Source organism: Nitrospira sp., assembly GCA_024760545.1.
Classification (GTDB): Bacteria; Nitrospirota; Nitrospiria; order Nitrospirales; family Nitrospiraceae; genus Nitrospira_D.
The window spans coordinates 2,467,655-2,492,731 of record CP060501.1; the positions used below are offsets into that span (position 1 = coordinate 2,467,655).

22 protein-coding genes are annotated in these 25,077 nt (G+C 55.4%); 11 read left to right on the forward strand and 11 right to left on the reverse strand.

The annotated features are described in order from the left end of the window. Positions 1–41: 41 nt before the first annotated feature. Together rimO and purU are read left to right on the forward strand one after the other, a co-directional pair. Positions 42–1,502 carry a 30S ribosomal protein S12 methylthiotransferase RimO gene (gene rimO / locus H8K03_11635; GenBank protein ID UVT18488.1) on the forward strand — a complete coding sequence of 487 codons (1,461 nt, stop codon included), beginning with the start codon at positions 42–44 and terminating at the stop codon, positions 1,500–1,502. A gap of 58 nt (positions 1,503–1,560) precedes the next feature. After that, on the forward strand, positions 1,561–2,427 hold the full coding sequence (gene purU, locus H8K03_11640; GenBank protein UVT18489.1) for a formyltetrahydrofolate deformylase: 867 nt from the start codon (positions 1,561–1,563) through the stop codon (positions 2,425–2,427). 80 nt (positions 2,428–2,507) lie between these two features. On the opposite strand, the gene H8K03_11645 is transcribed toward purU, so the two are convergent. The 4 genes from H8K03_11645 to H8K03_11660 all read right to left on the reverse strand — a co-directional run bounded on the left by H8K03_11645 (position 2,508) and on the right by H8K03_11660 (position 7,079). Then, complete coding sequence (locus H8K03_11645; protein ID UVT18490.1) at positions 2,508–3,992, reverse strand: DegQ family serine endoprotease; 1,485 nt, start codon at positions 3,990–3,992, stop codon at positions 2,508–2,510. Positions 3,993–4,123: 131 nt separating this feature from the next. Continuing rightward, positions 4,124–5,527 (reverse strand): HAMP domain-containing protein, encoded by a 1,404-nt coding sequence (locus H8K03_11650; protein ID UVT18491.1) that lies wholly within the window; start codon positions 5,525–5,527, stop codon positions 4,124–4,126. Positions 5,528–5,638: 111 nt separating this feature from the next. After that, positions 5,639–6,310 (reverse strand): response regulator transcription factor, encoded by a 672-nt coding sequence (locus H8K03_11655; protein UVT18492.1) that lies wholly within the window; start codon positions 6,308–6,310, stop codon positions 5,639–5,641. Positions 6,311–6,434: 124 nt separating this feature from the next. Continuing rightward, positions 6,435–7,079 (reverse strand): hypothetical protein, encoded by a 645-nt coding sequence (locus H8K03_11660; protein ID UVT18493.1) that lies wholly within the window; start codon positions 7,077–7,079, stop codon positions 6,435–6,437. 296 nt (positions 7,080–7,375) lie between these two features. On the opposite strand from H8K03_11660, the gene gcvP reads away from it, so the two are divergent. Next, a complete protein-coding gene (gcvP, locus tag H8K03_11665; GenBank protein UVT22455.1) occupies positions 7,376–10,264 on the forward strand; it encodes an aminomethyl-transferring glycine dehydrogenase in 2,889 nt (962 codons plus the stop codon). Between the two features lie 118 nt (positions 10,265–10,382). After that, positions 10,383–11,693: an aminotransferase class V-fold PLP-dependent enzyme gene (locus H8K03_11670; GenBank protein ID UVT22456.1), complete on the forward strand. Its 1,311-nt coding sequence runs from the start codon at positions 10,383–10,385 to the stop codon at positions 11,691–11,693. Positions 11,694–11,739: 46 nt separating this feature from the next. Here the strand turns inward: H8K03_11670 and H8K03_11675 are convergent, their stop codons facing one another. From H8K03_11675 to H8K03_11690, 4 genes are all read right to left on the reverse strand, one after another. Beyond that, positions 11,740–13,995 (reverse strand): hypothetical protein, encoded by a 2,256-nt coding sequence (locus H8K03_11675; GenBank protein ID UVT18494.1) that lies wholly within the window; start codon positions 13,993–13,995, stop codon positions 11,740–11,742. 75 nt (positions 13,996–14,070) lie between these two features. After that, entirely contained in the window at positions 14,071–14,565 is a 495-nt protein-coding gene (locus H8K03_11680) for a sel1 repeat family protein (protein ID UVT18495.1), read from the reverse strand. Between the two features lie 700 nt (positions 14,566–15,265). Continuing rightward, entirely contained in the window at positions 15,266–15,424 is a 159-nt protein-coding gene (locus H8K03_11685; GenBank protein UVT18496.1) for a hypothetical protein, read from the reverse strand. Positions 15,425–15,776: 352 nt separating this feature from the next. After that, complete coding sequence (locus tag H8K03_11690; GenBank protein ID UVT18497.1) at positions 15,777–16,139, reverse strand: response regulator; 363 nt, start codon at positions 16,137–16,139, stop codon at positions 15,777–15,779. A gap of 409 nt (positions 16,140–16,548) precedes the next feature. On the opposite strand from H8K03_11690, the gene H8K03_11695 reads away from it, so the two are divergent. Then, positions 16,549–16,827 (forward strand): hypothetical protein, encoded by a 279-nt coding sequence (locus tag H8K03_11695; GenBank protein UVT18498.1) that lies wholly within the window; start codon positions 16,549–16,551, stop codon positions 16,825–16,827. Positions 16,828–17,061: 234 nt separating this feature from the next. On the opposite strand, the gene H8K03_11700 is transcribed toward H8K03_11695, so the two are convergent. The 3 genes from H8K03_11700 to H8K03_11710 form a co-directional block, all read right to left on the reverse strand. After that, positions 17,062–17,382: a hypothetical protein gene (locus H8K03_11700; GenBank protein UVT18499.1), complete on the reverse strand. Its 321-nt coding sequence runs from the start codon at positions 17,380–17,382 to the stop codon at positions 17,062–17,064. 82 nt (positions 17,383–17,464) lie between these two features. After that, on the reverse strand, positions 17,465–17,623 hold the full coding sequence (locus H8K03_11705) for a hypothetical protein (GenBank protein UVT18500.1): 159 nt from the start codon (positions 17,621–17,623) through the stop codon (positions 17,465–17,467). 434 nt (positions 17,624–18,057) lie between these two features. Further along, positions 18,058–18,354, reverse strand: a complete 297-nt coding sequence (locus H8K03_11710) for a hypothetical protein (protein ID UVT18501.1) — start codon at positions 18,352–18,354, stop codon at positions 18,058–18,060. A 1,073-nt stretch (positions 18,355–19,427) separates the two neighbouring features. Here H8K03_11710 and H8K03_11715 point away from each other — a divergent pair. The 6 genes from H8K03_11715 to H8K03_11740 all read left to right on the forward strand — a co-directional run bounded on the left by H8K03_11715 (position 19,428) and on the right by H8K03_11740 (position 24,299). Next, positions 19,428–19,862: an Hsp20/alpha crystallin family protein gene (locus tag H8K03_11715; GenBank protein UVT18502.1), complete on the forward strand. Its 435-nt coding sequence runs from the start codon at positions 19,428–19,430 to the stop codon at positions 19,860–19,862. 124 nt (positions 19,863–19,986) lie between these two features. Continuing rightward, the gene (locus tag H8K03_11720) at positions 19,987–20,661 is read left to right on the forward strand and encodes a hypothetical protein (GenBank protein ID UVT18503.1); all 675 of its coding nucleotides are present in this window, start codon (positions 19,987–19,989) and stop codon (positions 20,659–20,661) included. 49 nt (positions 20,662–20,710) lie between these two features. Then, complete coding sequence (locus H8K03_11725) at positions 20,711–20,956, forward strand: hypothetical protein (GenBank protein ID UVT18504.1); 246 nt, start codon at positions 20,711–20,713, stop codon at positions 20,954–20,956. Beyond that, complete coding sequence (locus H8K03_11730) at positions 20,925–21,584, forward strand: hypothetical protein (GenBank protein UVT18505.1); 660 nt, start codon at positions 20,925–20,927, stop codon at positions 21,582–21,584. Before H8K03_11725 ends, H8K03_11730 begins: the two co-directional genes overlap by 32 nt. 256 nt (positions 21,585–21,840) lie before the next feature. Then, positions 21,841–22,305 carry an Hsp20/alpha crystallin family protein gene (locus H8K03_11735; GenBank protein UVT18506.1) on the forward strand — a complete coding sequence of 155 codons (465 nt, stop codon included), beginning with the start codon at positions 21,841–21,843 and terminating at the stop codon, positions 22,303–22,305. Positions 22,306–22,808: 503 nt separating this feature from the next. Further along, a complete protein-coding gene (locus tag H8K03_11740) occupies positions 22,809–24,299 on the forward strand; it encodes a DegQ family serine endoprotease (protein ID UVT18507.1) in 1,491 nt (496 codons plus the stop codon). Positions 24,300–25,077: the final 778 nt, after the last annotated feature.

The following is a 25,077-nucleotide window of genomic DNA, read 5'->3' on the forward strand; positions in this document are numbered from 1 at the left end:
TCTGATTGACAGGCTTTTCGACCCTCCCGTAGACTGCCTTCATGTCCCAGCCCCTGATTGTTCCACAACGTTCTAAATCTGCCACGCCAGTTGGTGCGAACGGCCCAACGACCACGATCGGGTTCGTGAATCTTGGCTGCTCCAAAAATCAGGTCGATTCGGAAATCATGCTTGGCACGCTTGTATCTGAAGGGTTTCAGCTGACTGGTGATCCCCAAAAAGCCGAGGTGGTCATCGTGAATACCTGCGGCTTCATCGAAGAAGCCAAACAGGAATCGATTAACACGATCCTGGAGCACGGTCATCTGAAGAAAACAGGAACCTGCCGTATCTTGATCGCGGCCGGCTGCTTGGCGCAACGGTATCAGGGGGACTTACTGAAGGAATTGCCGGAACTGGATGCGGTAGTCGGCACCGGCGAGTTCGGCAAGATTGCCGAGATCTGTCGAGACTTATTGGCTCCGAAGAAGCGGCATCGGCGACTCTGGATCAGCCAACCCCCGTATCTCTATGATGAACTGGCCCCCCGTCTCAGGCTGGGTCAACAGCACAGCGCCTATGTGAAAATCGCTGAAGGTTGTAACCGGAATTGTACCTTCTGCGCCATCCCGCTGATGCGAGGCAAGCAACGCAGCCGGCCGGTGGAATCCATTGTCGCGGAAGCGCAGAAACTCGCGGAAGAAGGGGTGAAGGAAATCAACCTCATCTCGCAAGACACGGTCAACTACGGTGTCGATCTTGGCCTTCGCCAAGGCTTAGTCCGACTGTTCCGTGAATTGGTGAAGGTTGAAGGCCTCCGGTGGATCCGGCCGTTCTACCTTTACCCGCAGCAGGTCACAGATGATCTGCTGGATCTCTATGCCGGGGAAGAAAAGATCACGAAATATATCGACATGCCGCTTCAGCACATCAATGACCGCATGCTCAAACGCATGCATCGGCTGGGCGATCGCGCTGCGATTGAATCCCTGGTCGATCGCATACGGGAGCGCATTCCCGGTGTAGCGTTTCGGACGGCCTTCATCGTCGGCTTCCCGGGAGAAAACGAGGCGGCCTTCACCGAACTGCGCAACTATGTGGAGCAGGCTGAGTTTGACCGAGTCGCGGTGTTTCTCTACTCGGACGAGGAGAGGACTCCGGCCGCCGACTTGGACGAAAAGGTCGAGCGGGAAATTATGGATGAGCGCCGTAATGCCCTCCTTTCGATACAGGAATCGATCGCGACGGCCAAAGGACGGGCCAAGGTCGGCTCTATCCTTGACGTGCTTGTCGATGGCCGATCTGAAGAAACAGATGGCGCGCTGGAAGGGCGCCACGCAGGGCTCGCTCCTGAAATAGACGGCGTCGTCTATATCGACGAAGGTGCGGCCGATCGCCGCACGCAGCGCTCACCGCGTCAAAGGGTTGACGATCCAGCGCCCGGCGACTTCTGCAAGGTCCAGATTACGGATGCGGCGGGTTTTGATCTTGTCGGACACATCGTCACCAATCCAGTCCGCTGATTCTTATTTTCCCCCGCTCTGCTACACTCATACTTGTCATTTCATGGAGTGAGAACCGATGACCGCGTCGAGAAAAGATTCCATCATTCTGCTGATCCATTGCAAAGACCGTAAAGGCATCGTCGCGCGAGTGTCGGGATTCATTCACGATTTCGGCGGCAACATTCTCGACTCCGACCATCACACGGACGAAGAGACGAACGATTTTCTCATGCGGATGGAGTTTGCGACGGAGGGATTCCAAATTCCCGTGGGCGACATTCCGGCGGCCTTTGAGCCCATCGCCAAAGTGTACGAGATGCACTACGAGGTGCATCCGTCCAGCCGACGCACCCGGGTCGGCATGTTCGTGTCGAAGCAGGATCACTGTTTGGCGGACCTCCTCCAGCGGCACCGTCGAGACGAGCTGCATATCGATATTCCTGTCATCATTTCGAATCATGACACCTGCGCGACCTGGGCCGATCTCTTCAAGATCCCGTTTGCTGTGTATCCCGTTACCAAGGAGACCAAGCCGCAGCAGGAACGGCAGGTCTTGGCGCGCCTAAAGGAGCATACCGTTGAGCTCGTCGTGATGGCTCGTTACATGCAAATCCTCAGTGCGGACTTTCTCACCCAGGTCGGTTGTCCGGTGATCAACATTCACCATTCCTTTCTGCCAGCCTTCATCGGGGCAAATCCTTATCGGCAAGCCTATGACCGCGGCGTGAAGATCATCGGAGCGACCGCGCATTATGCGACCCAGGACCTGGACGAAGGGCCGATCATCGAGCAAGACGTGATTCGCGTGGGACATCGGGATACGGTGGACGATCTCGTGCGGAAAGGGCGTGACTTGGAGGAAATCGTGTTGGCTCGTGCCGTCCGGCGCCACATCGAGCGGCGTGTATTAGTGTACGGCAGAAAAACCGTGGTGTTCGACTAGGCTGTTCATCGGCTGGAAAGAGCGCGCAAGGCAGCCGCTTGAATCCGGCTCCCTTGCGCGTTCAGGCCTAGTGTCTTGCGTTAGATTTTGGCGGATAGAAACAACGAGTTCCCACGGCGATTGATCAGAATCAAAACGGTTCCTCCCTTCTTCACATCCGAGGACACCTTCTCAAAATCCTTCACCGACTTGATTGGTTGCCGGTTAATCTCTCGAATGAGATCGCCCGGTAGGAGGCCGGCCTTTTCGGCTCCACTACCCGGTTCTACCCCTGTCACCACTACACCCCGCTTCCCATTGAGCCCAAGGTCCCTGGCCATATCCTGATCGAGGTCCTCGACCGCGAGACCGGACAAGGCGTGGTCCGCATTGGCCCTTTCCACCTTGGCGATCTTCGTTTCGTCCGGCTGTTCACCGACTTTGACCGTCATCTCACGTTCGCGACCGTCGCGAATTACTTTCAACGGCACTTTGGTGCCGACGGCAGTTCTGGTCACCAATCGCTGCAATGCGACGCCATCCTCCACGGGAGTGCCGTGGTATTCAACGATAACGTCGCCCTGTTTAAGTCCGGCCTGGTCAGCCGGGCTGTTCTCCTTCACGTCGCTGATTAAGGCGCCCTTAGAATCATTGATGCTGAAGGACTTCGCCAGATCTTGATTCAAATCCTGGAGACCGATGCCGAGAAAGCCTCGGACAACTTTTCCGGTCCTGACAAGACTCTCATAGATCGGCTTGGCCATCGTCGTCGACACGGCGAACCCTACGCCTTGATAGCCACCGGTCTGTGAAAAGATCGCCGTATTGATGCCGACAAGTTCACCATTGGTATTCACCAGCGCACCGCCTGAGTTGCCCGGGTTGATGGCGGCGTCCGTTTGAATAAAATCTTCATACTGAGTAATCCCCATATGACCGCGTCCGACGGCGCTCACAATCCCGAGCGTCACCGTGGAATTCAACCCGAACGGATTGCCGACCGCAAGGACATACTCACCGACTTGCAGTTTGGAGGCATCTCCCCATCGTACGCTGGGAAGATCGCTGGCGTTGATCTTGACGACGGCAAGGTCAGTCTTCGGATCAGTGCCGACGATCTTTCCCTTGAATTCTCGTTTGTCAGGAAGGGTCACGCTGACTTCTTGAGCATTGGCGATCACATGATTGTTCGTCAACACATATCCGTCTGAGGAAACGATTACGCCGGATCCCTGACTTCGTCGAGGTCCTCGAGGCTCCAAGGGGTTCTGCGGCCCCCGATGTCTTGGGTCGAGCGGCTTTCCGAAGAACTCTTCCATTCGGTCGCGTAGTTCATCAGGGAGGGATGATCCGTCCGAGACCTTTTCCGTCATGACCGTCGTAATATTGACGACCGCCGGAGTAGCTTGTTTTGCGACTTCCGTAAACCCGTTCGTGGGAGTTGTGGTGGCCGCAGCCACTGGAGTTGAAGTGGGGGCACTGGATGCGTGGGATGTACTGAGCGAGTGACCTCCCCAAACCAAGACTCCACCCACGAGACCGATTCCGATTGCGGAACCGACCTTACCAAGTAGGCGTGATGACATACGTCCTCCTTTTTGGACTGCTAGATGAGAACCAGCTCACTGTGATGCCTGCCGTCGGGCGGATCGTGAATGTGTACGAAGAAATCTAACAACCGGTGATGAGAGTGGGATTAGCCCAGTATTAGAGTTCGTTAAGCAGAAGGGCGCGTGAGGGGGAGCACGACGGTGAAGGTTGACCCTTGGCCAATATTGCTTTTGACCTCTACTCGGCCTTTGTGTAGATCTGCGATCCAGGCGCAGATGGCGAGCCCCAGACCCGTTCCCTTCTTCGTGTGGGCTCGGGCTACGTCGGTGCGGAAGAAACGCTGGAAAATCCGTTTGTGGTCGGCCGGATCGATACCGATGCCATGGTCAGTGATCGAGAGTCGAGCTTCCCGTCCATCGTTCAACAACGAGATCTCAACTTTGCCGCCTGGATGCGAATATTTCATCGCATTCTCGACGAGATTCAGCAGCAGTTCACGAAGGCGCAAGTCATCGCCCTGGACGACCACCGGCATGACCGTTCCGAGCACCACTTCGACATTCCGCTCCTGTCCAAGCAAGGTGGCCTGACGATGAATGTCTTCGACCAGGGACTCCAGCGCGACGGGCAATGATTCCATTTTGACTTCACCCATATCGGCGCGGGAAAGGAACAAGAGCTCGTCGACGATTCGGGTCATCCGATCGATCTCTTCCAGATTGCTTTCAAGTACCGACTTGTAATCCTCCAGCGGGCGAGGTCGCCGCAGAACCAGATCCGTTTCACCTTTCATCACGGTCAAAGGCGTCCGCAACTCATGTGATGCGTCGCTGGTGAATTGACGGATTTGGCGAAACGAGGTGTCCAGCCGCCCGATCATGTTGTTGAACGTGGCCGCCAGGCGACCGATTTCATCATGCGCTGCCGGCATGCTCAGGCGCTGACTGAGATCTCCTGCGGCAATGCGTTGTGCGGCAAGGGTGATTTTATCGACCGGGCGCAGCGCCCGGCCCGCCAAGAACCAGCCCCCTGCCAGAGAGACCGCCAGCGCGATCGGGATTGCCACAACGAGTAGAACGAGGAACCTCCGGAGCGTTTCTCCCACCGACTCCATCGACGTGCCGACCTGCACGATATACAGCAGATTGCCGCGGAACATGATCGGCACGGAGATCAACCGCAGCGGAGGCTCGTGGGGATACTTAGCCGACTCAAAGGTGCTCTGTCCGGCAAATGCGGTTTCGAGGGCGGTTCGGCTGAGCGGAACTTCATGCTGCTTGATATTCGGCGAGCGGATCGTGATCGTGCCGGAAGGGCTGAAAATCTGGAAGAACTTGTCGATTCGCGCCAGCTCGGGAAATTGCGAAAGCAATTCCTCTTCGTTGACCAGAGGAAGAAACCCCCGCTCTTCCAGTGAGCGCACCGCCGTGGCGGCCGTTTCTTCGAGCGATTCATCGACGGCGTCGCGAAGATGTTGCGCCGTCACAGCGTAAAGAATGACGGAGAAGATGATCAAAATGAGGGCAAGGGCACTCCCGTACCAGAGGGTCAGCCGGACACGTAACGGCATAGGCAACTCCCGGTCGGTGACGACGGCACGAAATCTCGGCGAAACCTTGCTGTCGGTTTGGTATGGCTGAAGCCACTGCGTGAGGGGGCGGCCGGTTGCCTCGGCATCGTGCTAGTCGGCCTTCAGCATATACCCGCTCCCGCGGATGGTATGGATCAGTTTCTTGGTTCGGCCTCGGTCGATTTTATTCCGGAGATAGTTCACATAGACGTCGATGACATTCGTGAAGGTATCGAAGTCTTGATTCCACACGTGCTCAGAGATCATGGGCCGTGTGAGGACACGGCCGGTATGGCGCATCAGATATTCCAGCAAGGCATACTCTTTCAGCGTCAGATCGATGCGTTGTCCGCCCCGGGTCACGTCACGCGTCGCCGGGTTGAGCATCAAGTCGTCGACTTGAAGGATCCCAGGGCTTTCCGTCGCGCCACGGCGTAACAACGCGCGCACACGCGCCAACAGCTCATCGATGGCGAACGGTTTTGTCAGGTAATCGTCGGCGCCGGCGTCCAGTCCCTTGACTCTCTGATCGATTTGAGATTGCGCCGAGAGGATCAACACCGGAGTTTGAATCCGTTCTCGGCGGAGGTTCTTCAACACATCCAAACCGGACATGGACGGCAACATGACGTCGACGACAAGGAGATCATAGTTGGTCGACAAGGCCATCTCCAACCCTTTGGCTCCGTCCTCGCAGAGGTCGACGGCATAACTTTCTTCCTCAAGTGCTCGCTTAATAAAACACCCGACTTTGGTTTCGTCTTCTATGACAAGAACCCGCATGGTCACTCCAACAAAGGTTGATCCGCGCGATGATTATATCAAACCAGAGATCGTGAATCTCGGCGAGAACGAGCGCGCTCAACGTGAAGTCACGTACGAGAAGGCCGATTCGCCGACTAGGCGGCTAGGTGGAATCGCCGGGGAAGGTCTGTTCCAGAGAGGTAATCATGGGCTTGCCGTCGCGAATGTTGAAGACAAGCGTTTCCTCTCCCTCCGTCTTGAATTCTCGATTGGCCTGTCGAAGTGTCTCCGTCGACTTGAATGAGACTTTCGCGCTGCGTTCATCCGAAGCCAACGAGACCGAAGTATTCGTGCGGGTGAAGTCATTGGCGCTGGGAAAGGCAAACGCCATGGCCAAAGTCTTCCGATATTCATCCCGCGTCAGCATGGCCATCTGCTGCTGCGGGCCTTGTTTCATATGAATGGTAATGGTGGCATCGTGAGTAATGTGGCGCACGACGCCGTCGACATCTTTTCGGCGAATCGCTTCGTCCAGGGCATCGAGAAGAACGTCGATCCCTTCACGAGTCAGACGTACATCAGATGGGACGGGCCTCGACGGTGGTCCTGTGAGAACCACACTGGGCTGAGTAGCGGGAAAATGAGGAGCCAAGAAACCGGTCACCAGACCTTGGCTCTTGAAGACCAGGTATCCGATGACCGCTGTGACCCCTAGAGCGAGGCCTATGACGACAACCTTTCCCGCCGAGAAGCGGGACCGAGGTTCCTTGGCTGTCGTTTGATCGGAGCCCCGATTCATGGCCGCCATAGGTCAGCTCTCCGGACTCGAGGTATGAGGCAACAATAGCGTGAATTCCGAGAAAAGCAACGAAAGTAAGCGCCTGTGCAAGACGTGGAGCCCTCGGAGACCACCGGACGCATCATAGGCCTGCTTCGACCTACCCTCTTCGTCATGCGAACATCCTGTGTAATGACCATCGACTCTCCCTCCAAAGCGGGGGTTCCGTCTCTTGGAAAAGAGCTGATGCCATGATAGGCTGCGCGGTCGATACGACAGCCATTGATATCGATCTCGCAGAACCCAAACAGAGGACAGATGACTCGATGACCACTCAGAATTGGCTCCAACCGAGCGACGATTTTCTCCATCGGCACATTGGTCCCACACAAGCCGATATCCAAGAAATGCTGGCCACGTTAGGCCTACAGTCGCTCGATACCTTGTCCGATACGGTGATCCCCTCTGACATTCGGCTCCATCAACCTCTCGACATTCCTGCCGGCGAAGGGGAACAGGCCGTGCTGGACCGGCTGAAAGATCTCGCGTCACAGAACAAGGTCTATCGGTCGCTTATCGGCATGGGGTACTACGACTGCGTAACCCCGGGCGTGATTCAACGAAACATTCTAGAAAATCCGGCCTGGTATACGCAATACACTCCGTATCAAGCCGAGATCTCGCAAGGCCGCTTGGAGGCGCTCGTTAACTTCCAGACCATGGTGACAGACCTGACCGGCCTCCCGCTGGCGAATGCCTCACTGCTGGATGAAGCGACCGCTGCAGCCGAAGCAATGGCGATGTGCTATGCGATCGCTCGCAACGCTGGTCAGGAGCGAAAAGAGTTTTTCGTCTCGCGAGACTGTCATCCACAGACGTTGGCCGTGTTGCAGACCAGAGCCGAACCGCTCGGCATCGTCATCCAAACCGGGATCCTTTCGTCCATTGATTGCTCGCGTCCTCAACTGTGCGGCATTCTGTTGCAGTACCCGGCTACTGACGGGTATGTGGGTGATTTCAGCACCTTGGTCACGCAGGCGCATGAGGCCGGCGCGCTGGTGGTGGTCGCCACCGATCTTCTCGCCTTGACGTTGCTCCGCTCACCAGGAGAATTCGGCGCTGATATCGTCGTTGGTTCGACACAACGGTTCGGTGTGCCGATCGGCTTTGGTGGCCCTCACGCCGCATTTCTAGCCACCAGGGAAGAGTACAAACGGCAAGTGCCGGGTCGACTCGTCGGCGTCTCAAAAGACGTGACCGGCAAACCAGCCATCAGGCTCTCGCTTCAAACACGGGAACAACACATTCGACGGGAGAAAGCCACGAGCAACATCTGTACGGCCCAAGTCTTACTGGCCGTCATGGCCGCGATGTTCGCGGTGTACCACGGGCCGGACGGGCTGCGTCGGATTGCCGAGCGCGTACGCGGCCTCTCGCTGCTGCTGGCTGAAGGACTGCGCCGGCTTGGGTTCGAAGTCTCAACGAAAGTCTTCTTCGATACGATTCGGGTTCCGGTATCCGAGGCTCAGGCCAACCAGATTGCGGTGAGGGCAGATGAACACGGGATCAATTTCCGACACTATGAGGACGGCTCGATCGGCATCTCGCTCGACGAAGTCAGCTCCGGGCAAGAAGTGCGCCACCTTCTGCAGATCTTCGTCGGTCAGGATCAGTTGCCGTTCCGCCTCTCCGACCTCGCCGCCACTATCGATCTGCGCTATCCCGCTCCGTTGGAGAGAACTAGTAAGTATCTGACGCACGAAGTTTTCCATCGATATCACTCAGAACACGAGATGCTCCGCTATCTTCATCGTTTGCAATCCAAGGATCTGTCGCTCGTGCACTCGATGATCCCACTGGGATCCTGCACGATGAAGCTGAATGCAACCGCCGAAATGCTCCCGGTCACCTGGCCGGAGTTCGCTCGCCTGCACCCATTCGCCCCGGTTGAACAAACTCTTGGCTACCGGACCCTGTTCCGGCAACTCGAAGCCTGGCTGGCCGAGATCGCCGGATTTGCGGCATTTTCCCTCCAACCGAATGCAGGATCCCAGGGTGAATATTCAGGCCTGATGGTGATTAGGGCTTACCACCGGGCGACGGGCGCAACACACCGCGACGTGTGCTTGATCCCCGTTTCTGCTCACGGTACGAATCCCGCCAGTGCGGCCATGGTCGGCATGACGGTTGTCGTCGTCGCCTGCGATCGGCACGGAAACGTGGATGTCGCCGATCTGGAAGCCAAGGCCGCCCAATATCGGGACCGGTTGTCGGCCCTGATGCTCACGTATCCTTCCACCCATGGAGTATTTGAGGCGAGCGTGCGGCGTATTTGCCAAATCGTTCACACGCATGGCGGACAGGTCTATATCGATGGGGCCAACATGAATGCCATGGTCGGCCTCTGCCGTCTGGGCGACATCGGCGCCGATGTCTGCCATCTCAATCTCCATAAGACGTTTTGTATCCCCCATGGAGGCGGAGGTCCTGGCGTGGGACCGATCGGAGTGGCGCCGCATCTTGTCCCGTTTCTGCCGGGACACACCGTGGTCAAGATCGGTGGACCGCAAGCCATCGGTCCCGTATCGGCGGCCCCATTCGGCAGCCCGAGCATTCTCCCGATTTCCTGGGTATATATTGCCTTGATGGGCCGTGACGGACTCACCAAAGCCACACAGGTGGCCATCCTGAGCGCTAACTATATGGCTAAGCGGCTGGAAAAGCATTATTCCATTCTGTACAAGGGAGACTCTGGACTGGTAGCTCATGAGTTCATCCTGGATCTACGCGAATTTAAGGAAAGCGCCGGTGTCGAGGCGATGGATGTGGCCAAGCGATTGATGGACTATGGTTTCCACGCGCCGACCGTGTCGTTCCCTGTGGCCGGCACCCTCATGGTCGAACCGACGGAGAGCGAAGCCAAAGGCGAACTCGATCGGCTCTGCGAGGCGCTCGTCCTCATTCGTGCCGAGATTCAAGAGATCGTCGATGGACGACAACCGCGCACGAACAATCTGCTGAAGAACGCTCCTCACACCGCTGCGATCGTGACGGCTACAGAATGGAATCGTCCGTATAGCCGCGAACAGGCGGCGTTTCCGGCTCCATGGCTGAAGCACAGCAAATTCTGGCCTAGCGTGAGCCGTATCGACGAGGCATACGGCGACCGCCACCTTGTTTGTAGTTGTCCGCCAATGGAAACCTACCAGTCCTAGCAGGCGCCTCCCTTATGTTGCGGTCCTCCATGGGTGACGATCGCGCTCCTTGCCTGATTTTCTGAACTCGCAGTACAGTACAGCTGTCAGCTCTGACCTGGAGGTTCATATGAGCGACATTGGACGTCGAGGTTTCCTGGTGCGGACGGGATTGGCCTTAGGCGCAGCGGTTCTGGCAAGTGCGTACGATCGCGCCTTGGCTGATCAACAACCACTCCAGAGCAAGTTTTCGGGCTGGGATGATCTGCGGACGCAGTTTCGCTTGTCTCCCAAGCTCATCCATTTGGCGGCGTTCTTTCTGGCGTCTCATCCCACGCCGGTGCGGGAGGCGATCGAACGGCACCGAGCCGGCCTGGATGCCGATCCCATTGGCTACTGGTACAAGCATGAGAAGAAGCAGGAGGCCAAGGTTCTGCGGGCTGCAGCCGATTATCTGGGTGTTGAACCCATCGATATCGCGCTGACCGACAGCACGACGATGGGGCTGGGCCTGCTCTACAGCGGGCTGGCGCTTCGTAAAGGACAGGACATCTTGACGACGACCCACGATCACTACTCGACAGAAACTGCGCTACGCCTTCGCGCCGAACGCACGGGCGCCGTCGTGCGTCAAATCACTCTCTATCGTTCACTCAAAACCGTATCTCGCGGCGAGATCGTCGATTCCTTGCGAAAAGGTATTACCCCAGCCACACGCATTGTGGCCGTTACCTGGGTCCATTCCAGCACGGGACTCAAGCTGCCAATCCACGAAATGGCTGAGGTCATCCAATCCATCAATCGCTCGAGAGGCGAGCAGGATCGCATCATCTTCTGCGTAGACGGGGTCCATGCCTTGGGGGTTGAGGATTTCCGCCTCCCCGAGCTCGGGTGCGACTTTCTGATCGCCGGGACTCACAAGTGGATGTTCGGCCCGCGAGGGACCGGGCTCGTCTGGGGGCACCCACAGGCCTGGCCGATTGCCCAGGCCACCATCCCAACTTTCAATACGCAGGTTTTTGATCTTTGGATGAAGAATGCCTCCTCGAGAGGCCTCCCTCAATCCGTTCACATGACTCCGGGCGGGTTCCACTCGTTCGAACATCGCTGGGCCTTGGATGAAGCCTTTGCGTTTCATCAAGCCATCGGGAAATCCAAAGTGACTCAGCGTATCTATGAACTGAATCAACAGCTGAAACAGGGCTTGGCGGCCATGCCCCAGGTCACCCTCCACACACCGCTCTCACAGGATCTTTCGGCTGGGATCGTCTGTTTCGAAATAGCGGGAATGACTCCTCGTCAGATCGTGGAAAAGTTGCGTCAGCGTAAGATCGTCGGGAGCATGACGCCGTACGCGACGCAATATGCTCGGCTCGCGCCGAGTCTCCTCAACTCACCGGATGAAATAGAAACTACGTTGGCAGAAATCCGAGGTCTTCGCTCGTCATAGAGATCAGTTCTGCCACGTGCACCAGGATTGCGGTGCCGGATGCTTCTCAGCGGCGGTGATGCGGGAGGCACAGGCTATTGGAACAGTGGGCAACCTTGAGGTCTCCGTGCGTGACATCGTAGTAGCTGATCAGGCCTCGGCCATCGACCCCGATAATCATCGACGTGAATCGACCGACATCGCCTTCATTCTGAACGGCAGTGTGGGTTGCCGAACGACACTCAACATCGATGCAATGGGCGACTCTGAGATCCCCATTGGTCGCATCGTAGTAACTGATCAGACCTCGGCCGTCAGGACCGATGGTCATCGACGTGAATCGACCAATATCACCCTGACTGTGAAGGGTGCTGATCTTGGCTGAACCACAGGCAAGGTCGGTACAATGGACAACTTTGAGGTCCCCGTTCGTGGCGTCGTAGTAGCTGATCAAGCCGAATCCATCGGACCCAACCACCACGGAGCTATACTGACCGACCTGCCCTGAACTGTCCAAGACACTATGCGTGGCTGAGGCACAGGGGAGATCGTCGCAATGCGCAACCCTGAGGTCCCCGTTGGTCGCATCATAGTAGCTGATCAGCGCCAGGCCGTCGGCTCCGATGGTGACCGAAGTAAATTGACCGACGTCACCTTTGCTGGCGAGTATGGTGGCCTTTGCTGAGCTACAGGCAATGTCGGCACAGTGGGCGACCTTGAGGTCCCCGTTCGTGGCGTCGTAGTAGCTGATCAAACCTCGACCATCAACCCCGACGGTCATCGACGGAAACTGCCCGACCTGTCCCGTTTCGTCCAACGTGGTTTGAGTCCCTGTAATGCAGGCAAGATCAGCGCAGTGCATGATGATCAGATCGCCGTTCGTCGCATCGTAGTACGCCACAAAGGGGAGTCCGTCGGTCCCGATCGAGACCGACGTGAACTGACCGATATCGTGCTGGCTTTCAATCGTCGTGAGCGTGGCCGAGGCACAGGCGAGATCGGCACAGCGAATCACCTTAAGGTTGCCCTTCGTCGCATCATGATAGCTGATAAGCCCCTTTCCATCAGGACCCATCACCATCGAAGACGGCGCGCCTACATTGATCGCTCCCCCATCCAGCAAAGTCACGGTCGCAGAGATACATTCTATGTCGCCACAGTGAGCCACTTTCAGATCCCCGTTTGTCACGTCGTAGTAGCTGATGAAGGGAAATCCATCGGTGCCGATGGTCACGGAACTGTGTTCTCCGACGTTGCCGATGCTGTCCGGTGTGGCGATGGTAGCGAAGGTACACGCGACGTCGCCACAGTGGGCCACTTTCAGATCCCCGTTTGTCGCGTCGTAGTAGCTGATCAGGCCGAGGCCATCGGCGCCGATCGTCGTGGAGGTGTAGAGACCGACATCGCCTTCACTCTCAAGAACGGTGCGCGTTGCGGACGTGCACACCACTTCCTCACAGTGCACGACTTTTAGATCGCCATTCGTCGCATCGTAGTAGCCGATGAGCGGCCGACTGTCCATACCGATCGCCACGGAACTGTACTGGCCCACATCGCCGGTTTTATCTGGAGTGGTCGTGAGCGTGGGTTCCGTACAAGGTAGGTCTGGACAGAGGGCGGATTTCAAGTAGTGGTCGGTCGCGTCATAGTAGCTGATGAGCCCCTGGCCTCCGGCAATAGCAACCGAGGTGTACAGACCGACATTTTCCTCGGCTTTGAGAAACGTGAGCGTGGTAATCGTAGCCGCCCTACAGGCGACGTCGCTGCAATGCGCCGCTTTCAGGTCTCCATTCGTGACATCGTAGTAAGTGATAAGGGGGAGTTTGTCGGTACCGATAGTCAGGGAACTGTACTGACCGACATTCCCATTGCGGTCGAGAGCGGTGAGCGTGGCCGAGGTACAGGCGACATCGGTGCAGTGCGCAACTTTCAAATCCCCGTTCGTGGCGTCATGGTACGTGATGAGGCCCAGGTCATCGCTTCCGGTGGCGATGGAGGTGTACCGACCGACATCTCCGGTGCGGTCCAGAGAACTGATCGTCGCGGAGGTGCACGTCTGGTTGGAGCAGTGGGCGACCTTCAGGTCGCCGTTGATGGCATCATAGTAGCTGATGAGAACCAGCCCGTCGGCCCCGATGGTCACGGAGCTGTACTGACCGGCATCGCCCGAGCCATCCCGGGTAATAATCGAGAAGCCCGGTCGCTCAAGAGCAGTGTCATCCGCCTCTGCAGAGAGGATCAGGTCCCGTCCCGGCGGAGGCATGATGAAGACGAGGAGAGCGATCCCCAGTCTTATCGATTTCGTGCCCGATCGGCGCTTCATGAAGCACCCGTTGGCTATAGTCTGAACCACGGTGGGCGGAAGAGGCAAGAGGGAGAGTTGCTCGGGAGGATTCTCCTAATCACACTTCTTGAACTGACTTTGCAGACAACGCTGCGCGATCTCCTGCGCTTTCTGGATCTGAGGTGGAGTCATGTGTGAAGCCATAACGTCTCGGTCCTTCATCAACTCATTTTTTGAACCGCCACTCGACGATGCCGCCGCAACCGTGTACCACATGTGCGCACGAATATAGTCCTGTGGAACACCCTCCCCCTTGGCGTACATCTGGGCTAACTGGTTCTGGGCTCCTGCGTGGCCTTGTCCCGCCGCCAGACGGTGCCATTTCAATGCCGACTGGTAGTTCTGTCCCACACCCAGACCGCTGGCATGCAGCAATCCAAGGTTGTACTGCGCCCGCGCATCTCCTTTCTCTGCCAAAGGGTAAAAGAGTCCTGCTGCGAGCTTGAACTCTCCACGCTGTAGCGCATCATATGGTTCATCACCGGACAGTGCTGCCGCTGGTGTCGCACCGGCGACGACCAAAATCACCGCGAGCAGGAAAAGCCTCATCGTGCACCTACCTTCGAGCACACTATGAACAACATCAGGCTCTTGAGCCTCCTATTACTCAGTAACAAGACACTCTTCTCTTCCACTTCTACCTACACCACAGCAGAGTAAGACGAGAGCAAGCCTATTCTTGCGCGAGGCGAAGATGTCACCAAAATGCTGTTCTCGTTACGATGTTCTTCGTCGGCATCTGCGAAGCGGTTCAACTCTGACGGATAGAAGCCACTGGAGGAACTCATACGCTCACGATCACTGCCCACGGAGCGATAACGAGTCCGCGGCACGCGCCATGCGAAAGTTGCTGTCAAAGCCTGGATTGAACACTCAAACACTCGCGAGGCGTCAGACCCTGAAGAAGGCGAGGCCTCTATCCCCCTTGTGTCGCCCTAAGTCATGCCGGCGCAGTTTCGCCAGTATTTAACAGCATTCTTGCGGCAGCGCAAGACAGCTGGAAACGACAGCATAGGTAGCCGCTCGCCATGACATGACAGTCATCCGGGTGGTGTTTACGCCTTGGGACGCGGTCTGGTCGTGTGCTGGAAGAGGCATTTGGGACAGGTGTAGTGGACGAACTGGTCGCCGCCGACCACCCGTTTCTTCATGGGAACGCTGCACCAGGTACAGAGGCGATCAGGTATCATTGTCACCTTTGGGTGAATTCCATGGACGTCTTGTTCCTGAGCCTTGAACGACATGGGGATTAGACTGGAGTCGTGAGTGAATCGATGACCCGTAGTGCCTGATCTAGCGCGCCTGCTTGTGCCTCTTCACGGGACGCCAAGCTCCCGTCAGGGCATCCTTTGTTACCTTTCCATCGTGTTGTGCCGAACTCAATCCAGCGTTCCCTATTGTCGGGCATTGGCGTGTCCTCCAGTCTCCACGCATCCCACAACTCCTTCCCTCCATAGAAGAAGTCTCCGTGATCCTGTAGTGCAGAAGCTATGCCAGTCGCCGCATCGGAGGTATGAAGACGGAAGGGGTCTAAACGGCCCCTTTGCACGACAGGGCCGAACGATCGGTGTCGGCGATTCAGCAGAAGACGCGTAGCGGCTGTTGCTGGATCATCAGGTCGGTATGTATCGCTTCTGAGTCTCCACCATAGGATTATGGGCCACATATTTCTTCCAATGGCCGACAGAAAGAGCGTGTCCAAAAAATGTTCTCCGTCCGACCATCCTGCCACACTTGACCGTCCTTTTTGAGCCAGCGAATTAGTGCGCCAACTCATACCGGACCGCCCATAACAGTTCATCCATTCCAAAGGGCTTGCGCAACGTTTGTCGTGCACCCAACAGTCTGGCGGTGCTAAGCATGGACTGATCATCGACCACGCCGGAGACGGCAATGACTTTGACATTCAGAAATTCGCGAGTGAGCTCCATGATGGTATCGAGTCCATTCAACTCAGGCATTAGAATATCGACGATGACCAAATCCACCGGGCTCTGACGATATAAGTCGACCCCCTCGCGCCCGTTGGACGCTTCCACCGCCTCATGGCCTGCCGATTGAAGAGCCGTCGATAACAATGTGCGAATGGGAGCCTCATCATCAATCACCAATATCGTGGCCATACTCCCCCTTCAACATACACCATCACTGAAAAATCAGTCTGTCGGAGTGTACGTGAAATAGGCATAGTTTCAATGAAAAGCCCGATTTAGGAGACAGGAGCGCAACAGAAGACCTCGGGTTCCCAATATATTGATATTGATTCCTATCTATTGCTATAAACGGGGTGTGCGCCTTGATTTGCGCGCCCTTCCGTCTTTTTCTAGACCCTCAATCAGCATGGGTACGAATACATTTTACTTGGACATCTCCTCAATACGGTGAGACCGATCGCAAGGCGGTGAAAATGAGCATCCGCCTGCCGACGCTCGAGTCTGCCGACTCACGGTATCGTTAGAAGATCTCCATAGTTAGTTTTCAGTTACTTGCAGTCAGTGGATTGAGCAAGGACCCGACACTCTAGGAGGTAGCATGCCGCAGAGAGACAACTCAAAAAAAGAGTGCTTTCGTCTATGGAAGGACGGGCGATCCATTAGCGAGATACAGCGCGCGACAACAGCGACGCATGAATCGATTCGAGCATGGGTGCGTGAGTGGGAGCGCGGTCTTCATAGAACATGGGATGTCGGTTTAAGCAATAGCCGGCTTCCCTCAAAACCAGCCGAGCGGCTTCCTGAAGATCTGACGAAGATCTTCCAGGAGGAGGGTCAATCCCAGTTCATCAACACCTTGGCGGAACGCATCATGTAGACGGCTGGGATTCCGACGATCACCGCCGATTCCAACACCAACGGGCGGAACCTCCTCACATTGCCAAACATGGTTGAGCACCACATAACAGGGTTACTACCATTCCTGGAGCACTCGCCACAGGTCAATTTCGGTTTCCCCGATGGGGGCGATGGATGTGTAGGGAGAATGGTTGAACTACTCCCGTCCGCAGTTGTCCGCAAATATATCGAGATGACAGTATGTTATGGCAGCCTACAATGCGCCCCCTTTGATCCAGGATTGAACGAACGAGTAAGTCAGCTTTCGCACCCTGTCCCCGTACGTTCCTATCATCGATGCAGGCTGGGACAACGGAAATTGTGCAGGTGGTTCGAGTGAATCAACGATATGCTTCGCCTCTTCCAGGGCTGCCGCTGTGGCCTCTTCGCGGGAACGGAAGACGCCGTTGGTGCGTCCATTGTGGTACCCCCAGCAGACTTGTCGGAATTCAATAATGCGATACTGGCAATGCCAGGTCTCATCAGCTTGCCGTCTCGGCAACAACTCGATCCTGCGATGCTTATAATCCAGCATTCTCGTTTCCTGCACTCCAATCATTCATCCAAAGGACCATAGAAACCGGAGGAGCATCACACCAGGGCTATTCCTGCAGCGGTCATCGCTCTGCGTTGGTCCCTTCTTCACCAAGGAGAGCAGATAGACCCTCGATCTTTTTCCTCAAGGACTCCGGTTCATCATTTGAGAGGTCTCCCGTTTCGAGCAGCTTTTTGCTGGCCACGAGATGCTCACGAATACTCTGCCGGTAATCAGACATCGCATGCCTCCTCACAGGGTACTGCATCATAGCGTTGGTCAGTGACGCTGGGGTGAGAGAAGGTAGGTCTTCAGTTCTTCCACGTAATATTCAACGACAGGCCGTTCATCTGGTGCTAACGGCACATTGAAAGGGAAGACCGTTGAGGACAGAAGGTTTTCGCAGGAACGGATGAATTCTTGAAGTTCCATCCGCAGGGAAGAGGGAGGATCGGTAAACGCGAACATAGAGGCACCGCCTTTCTCACAAGGTGTCGGCGGTAGGCCATCCAGGAGTCGTCGGCAAGATGTGTGTGGAGAGTATAACCTGTTAAGGCTACTCCCAATTTCAGAGACAGTCAACAGGAGCAATCTCTACCCTGAAATCACCAGCAAGAAGAAATGGCTACTCGACGTCGCCCGTCATGTGTTTAGTCAGCAGCACCTCGCGGTCAATCACTGGACCCCTGACGAGTGCGGCCCATGCCAGACCAAATAGGGTGGTTTTTTCATGACAGCGGCGGCGCCTGGATAGATGCGGAGGGCACAGCTGTAGGCCTGTTCTTGGGCATTCAAACACGTGGCTGCCGAGAGGAGGGGGTTCACGATGATACGGAACGATGTGCATTCACCCGTTTCAACGACACTATATACGGAGCAGGAAAAGTGGCCTTTTTGTAAACATTCCGTGCTGATGGCCAGATATGATCCATCCGAAAATGTCATGAGCGGTTCTAAGTTGAGACGGCTCATCAAGACTCCTTTCGTTTCAATACAGATGTCCTCAGCGCTCTGAGTGAGTCGGAGTAAGCCCAAAGACCTGTCATGGGGAACAGGATCATTCGCGCGGAGAAGGCTAAAGAACGAGGCGCGAAGGACAGGATGACTAGTTGATTAAGGTACCATGGATTCAACTCGATAGCGAATGCGCAGGTGCTGTATGAGATCGACGAGTAACTGACGAACGTCTCTTATGGCCAGCACAGTGAAGGCTACAGAACCGCTGAAACCCCTGATAGAAACGGGGAAAGAGGGTTGGTGCCGAAGCCGGGATTTGAACCCGGACAGCCGTGAGGGCGCGGGATCCTGAAGGGAGCGCAGCTTCTCTCCTCCTGTTGCTCACCATGTCGCACCGCTGCAGTTTTCCCCATATTTAGCTGCATTCTTGAGACAGCACGGTACGGCAGGAAACAGCAGGATAGGGCATCCACTTGACAGTCCTCTGGCAGAAGAGCCCCTCCCGCCTTTCGTCGCAGGCCAGGGTGGCCACATGGAGTCCTCTACGACTAGCCATTTATATCCAGCGCTCTCCCTCCTTGAACTAGCCCCCGCCTTCCAACACAAAGCATCCGTCAGAAGGGTACCCGTCGAAAAAGGAAACCCCAACACCAACCCAATGATTTCCCGATCATCTGTAGAGGCCGCGCATGGCCCCGGCGGATCGGTTGATCGAGCTCTACGGTGGGTTGTCGAAAACCAAGCCGACACGAATCTTAGCGAGCTGACCCTTGATGAGCTGGTGTTTGGGGTCTGTGGATTGGAACAAAGAGCAAAGGGGCTCGGTGAGTATTCAACAGTCCTCCAACCTTTTGCCCTCTCACTCGCCCCGACCAATCTGCATCGGATTTTTATCTGCTACCTACAGGGTCTTGACTCGGGAAATTTCGACATTACTAAATGCGCAGTTGACAAGCTGGACTGGATGGACTTGGTGAAGGGCTCACTGTCTGGCCAGCTGTTATAGAGCTGTACTCCGGCCCTTCACGCAGTCCTTCATTCCAGCTGATTTCAATAATCATTTTTTATAGATCACAGGAGGTAGAGCTATGTCTTGGGAAAACCAACTGCCTGTCTTGTTCCCTAACCGATCGGTCGAGTCACAAATTGATCATCTGCTGGACGACGCAATCCAATCTGTGAATGGGTGGTCGCAGTCCTGGAATCCAGCCTGCGATATTTTTGAGAACGAAGAGGGTTTCACCGTTCAGTTGGCTCTTCCGGGCTTGGAGGCGAATCAGATCGCCGTGCAGGTAGAAAGCAACATACTCCGCGTGAAGGGGGAACGGAAGCGCAACGAGTCTGAGGGGAGACGATGGTACTTGCAAGGGATCGGAGCCGGTGCGTTTTCCTGTGTCTTCAACCTGCCGGAGTATGCAGACCATGAGAAATCGATGGCCTCATATAAGCAGGGCCTGTTAACGATTACCTTCCCGAAGCGGGAACAGGCAAAACCACGCTCGATCATGATCGAGTGTGAATAAAGAAAGTGACACGTACTCGTCTTCGCCGGCGGTCCTGGATTCAGGCGCCGGCGGGACCAAACAGCTGGCAGTCATGCAACCGTCCTGGAGCGGTGTAATGAGGCAAAGAAAGGAGGACATTGCCATGCAAGTGAAATCCGTCGCGCTAGGCATGATGTTGATGGTTGGTCTGTTACTGGGGAACTTGGCGGGTCCAGGCTTGGCCGCCCAAGGCGATACAAGGGAAACTGTGCTTCCCCGTTCATTTCAAGGCGCTCGGTTGGGGATGACGTTGTCTGAACTGACCCGTATTGTGCCTGATGCAAAAGGCGTGTCCCTGAATCGACGTGATCCCGCTCAACGTATCATCGTACTTCCATCGAAGGATCACGCCGTCCAACGCGTGGAATATCGCTTCTACAATGACCGTCTCCGAGAATTGGCTATTCATTACAACTATGATGCGGTGCCCGGTGGGTTTAAAGAGCTACGCCAAAGACTGCAGGAAGCCTATGGGGAGCCCGCAGTGGCAGAGCAGACAGATTATGACGCTGGACCCAATATCGCCTCCGTGAAGAAGACAGTGTGGAAAGACGGTAGCACCATGTCGGTCTTGGCTCAGTTTCATAAACTAGACCAAGGGCGCGAGTTCTATGATTTGATCTTGACGATCACAGATCGCGAGCTCCAGCAAATCTTTGAGCAGGATCAGGAGCAGTACCGTCGACAAGAAACGCTGAGAGTCCCGATTCCATTGCCCACTCCTGGAATACAAAGCAAGCAGATGGCGATGTCTCGTTTAGAGCGCACGCATATGTAGTATTTGGAGCATGGTAGAGAAGAGCGACTGAACAATCTGGGGCAGATATATGAAGGAGGTGGCTGACTATGAAATTCCTCTACAGACTTATTGCAACCTGGCTTATTGTGGCCCCTTTCATAACGGCTCTATTCATACTGTGACGGCTTATAACAATGAGAATAGCACCCTGGCACTCTCCGCCGACGAGGCCCCGGCGGTGCTCGAGGCGCCGCCGGATGGCACGGTAAAAGGAGGGCGCGGTCAGGCCATTCTGGTGACGTATGAGGCTCATACGATCGGTTCTGATTGCTGAACATGATTATGGCACGATCAACCGTCTCTCTTGTACGCTGTTCGACCACATTCTCGATATCGCCATCGGCACGTGTGCCTCCGCCGAGGAACTCTCTCATAAGGTCGAGAGCGTTTCTTACGATACCGTCGTAGTAAGCCCCCTGTTGCTTCCAGCCTATCGTTCCATCCAAAAGAAAAAGAATCAATTGCTCGCGCCTCTTCTCGTAACGGTCTGTCAACGAGACCTTTCGATGGCCCAGGCGGCGCTTGAGGGGGACGTATTTGGTCTAATTGCCATACCCGTCATTCCCCACGAGGCCACTCAAACGGTCCGACTGGCGCTCTGGCAAAACCAGCTGCTGAGATTGCTCGCTTCTAAAGAGAGGGCGGTCGTCCGGTTCCAGCAACACATGGAGGCGTTTCCTCATGATCGGAAGGCGGAAGGGGAATTTGTACACGATTTGAATGTATTCGATCGCACCTTCCAAGCCTTACAGTCGGGTATGCGACTGCTCGAGAATAAGGAGAATGACCAGAGTCTCTTCGATATAGCAGTTTTAGTGGAACAACGTGCCAGGCAACAGGCATTGGGCAGACTTCTCACCCTCAACCTGGATGAGGACAGTAAGGCAGAGGAAGCTCCATAGACGTCCACCGTACTCGGATCGATGTGAAAATCGGAGAAGGCTCGGCCTAATAGTTCGCCTACTTTTCGGGGTTCGCTCGTCGCAAGCGGCTCCGCCCACCTTCGTGTAAAAATACTACCTCCGCTGAAACCCTACCCATTTCATCCAAGGGAGTTGATTCATGGGAGGACGAGATTATTCATTTCCTTGTAGGCTCTCGGCACGACGATGCAGTCTATAAAACCGAGAGTGGACTTGATGAAAGGAGGTAAACGATATGAAGCTCGCACATTGGAATCCGCTCCGTGAACTCGAAGGCATTTCGGAGCGAATGAACCGGTTCTTGTCACATTCTAAAAATCAACAGACCGAAACTCACCAGGTGGATGGCAAAGAAATGGTGACGGTCCCGGATTGGTACCCTTCCGTGGACGTCCTTGAAACAGACGCCGAGTATTACCTCAAAGTAGAAGTGCCAGAGGTGAACAAACGGGATATACGGGTGACCGTCGACAATAGAGTGCTTTTCCTCCAAGGCGAGCGGAGGGAAGAGCCCAAGGGCCCCGGACGTCGATTTCATCGCCTTGAACGGGCGTACGGACGCTTTCTCCGGAGCTTTACGCTCCCGGATTCGGTCGAGGTGGCACTCGTGAAGGCGGAATTTAGGGATGGGATGCTATACGTTCACTTACCGAAATCTGCTCACTCCCAAGCCAAAACCATCGATGTGAAAGCGGCATAACGAGGCTCCTGCCAATGCATTGCGATCCACAGATACGGCCCGTTTAGCAAGACGGGCCGTTCCTGTGTTGTGTTGTGATTCCCACAGGACGGTTTTTTCCTTCGATGGATAACCGACATATTCATATCTGGTCTGAAACCCATAAATACGTACAATGTTATCAGCCGCTCCCGTTCACCCTCCTCTTGACTTCGCTTTGCTGAGAATTATGAAAAACTGCGTGAAGCGGATGTTATCTCGGAAGTGAGTGCTATGCGGCACACATTGCTTACGAACCCTCTCCAAATGAAAGGGACATGCTCTCACGCCACTGCGCAAAACAACCGCTTAGGCCCAGTTCCGGGTCCGCCAGTTGCAGTACTGACAGTATTTCACGTGCCTTCATTTCACTGATCGGGCGGCGAAATGTAGGGCACTCATCCAGACTCACAGTGCCAGGAGTCGACGCCATGTATCAAACAGATTTTGACCGCAAAGCGCCTCGTGGACCCAGAAGTTGGCTTGTGCCCGTAATATGGTTGACGGCTGGGATCATGATTGGATTTGTGATTGCTTCTGACCTTGGCTGGTTGCCTACCGGACACGCAGTTTCTGACGTCTCCTCTCTAGTTCAGCCTCCTCTCATTGCCAAACCCGTCTCGACCGCCCCTCAGCCCGTGCTGGGCGGCGGCAATCAAACATTCGTGGACATTGCAAAGTCGGTGAAACCGGCGGTGGTGAATATCTACGCCACCAAAAGCGGTCGTTCCCAAGGGTCGGGGCCCGTGCCGTTTGACGACCCCTTGTTTAGAAAGTTTTTCGGCGACGAGTTTCCCCGGAAATTTGAACAACCGAAGGAACGAAAAGAAGGAGGACTTGGGTCTGGCGTGATCGTCGACTCTAACGGACTCATCATCACCAATAATCATGTGGTGGGCAAGGCGGATGAAATCCGTGTCATCCTGTCAGATAAACGCGAATTCAAGGCGAAGCTGATCGGCACCGATCCAAAGACAGATGTGGCCGTCGTCAAGATCGATGCGGCGGGGCTTCCAACCGTGTCCTGGGCCGATTCTGACAAACTGGAGGTCGGGGAGTTTGTTCTTGCCGTGGGAAATCCGTTTGGCCTGACACAGACTGTGACCCTGGGAATCGTCAGCGCTCTTGGGCGGGCCGCAGGTATCGCCGAATACGAAGATTTCATCCAAACGGATGCAGCCATCAACCCCGGTAACTCCGGCGGGGCTTTGGTCAATGTGCGGGGCGAGCTGGTTGGGATTAATACGGCAATATTCAGCCAGAGCGGCGGAAACATGGGGATCGGATTTGCCGTGCCCAGCAACATGGCGCAGTCCATCATGGGACAGCTCGTACAAACGGGAAAAGTTGTTCGCGGGTGGCTTGGGGTATCTATTCAGGAGCTGACACCGGAATTGGCGTCTCAATTCGGTGTCACGGAGACAAAGGGCGTGCTGGTCAGTGATGTCATGGACGAGAGCCCCGCGAAGAAAGCCGGATTCGAGCGAGCCGACGTGATCGTGGAATACGATGGCAAACCGATGGATTCCCCGACGCATCTACGCAATGCCGTGGGGCAGACACCGGTGGGGAAAAAAGTCATGATTAAGTTCATTCGAGATAAGAAGCCGAAGGCAGTGGAGCTCACGATCTTGGAGCAACCCAAATCCTTATCACAAAACGCGGAGGACGACGGCGAATCAGCCACGCCCACTGGAGCACTGTCCGGTCTTGAGGTTCGCGATCTGACCGAACAATTGGCTAGTCGGTATGGCTTGAAGTCAAGTGAACGAGGCGTCGTCATTGTCGGGGTGCGGCCCGGGAGTGCGGCTGAGGAAGTGGGTGTCCGAGAGGGCGATATCATCCTGGAAGTAAACCGCCAGGCGGTGACGTCGGCGAAGGCCTTTGGGCAGATCATTGGCAAGTTACCAAAGGACCAAGCGGTCTTGCTCTTGCTGAAACGCCAAGGCCGAACAATTTACCTAACACTTCCTTAGTGTCGCCTAGGGAAAAGGGCTTCAACAACCGGGCAAGGTTGCGCTGACGGCCCGTGCCTCCATTCTAGACTTGTGCCCTGATGCGTTTCACGAGATCGATTGTTCGGGGTCAATGTGAGTACCACATAACGGTCATCCTGAGGTGACCGCTGTTTTCGTATCGAGCGGTTCTGCTGTACGTCTTTGATCATATGGCTCATGGTTGGTTCTCCAAGGCCAAAGAGCCTCTCACATTGCCGACAATGGGTGCCCGAATTAAGCTTAAGATCGAGCAAAAGGCCGGCTTGGGGGCCTCACATCACGCGCAGACAACTCGGGCTCTGAATCAGCCATCACCCTGACTGGGGTTGTCCTGGCGTTTGTCCGTCGCTTCTGACGGCTTTAGCGTCATGGCGCATTTGGTGATCCCAGTTGGAAGGTATGTGAGATGGAAATGTACGCATATCTGCCATGGGTTTTTGATATAATGAAGTCATGGCTTTCAATAACCGGAATAAGCCCCTTCCAAAAGGCAAGCGCCCACGTTCGCCAGAAACTGCCGTTCATATTGCAAAGCCCACCCTCAAGCCACTGCCAGACACCACCCACATCCCGTGGTTTACCGGTAACGCGATCCCTACCCGGCGCAAGACCAGCACGGCCCCCTAGCCAATCGACTTATCTTCGCTTTTCGTACGAAGAATTGCCTTCTAGTCATTGATCGGCGCACACACCACCGGCACTGGCAAGGGCTTCTATATAGGTTATGTAACAACAGGACAAAAAAGGTGAGATATCG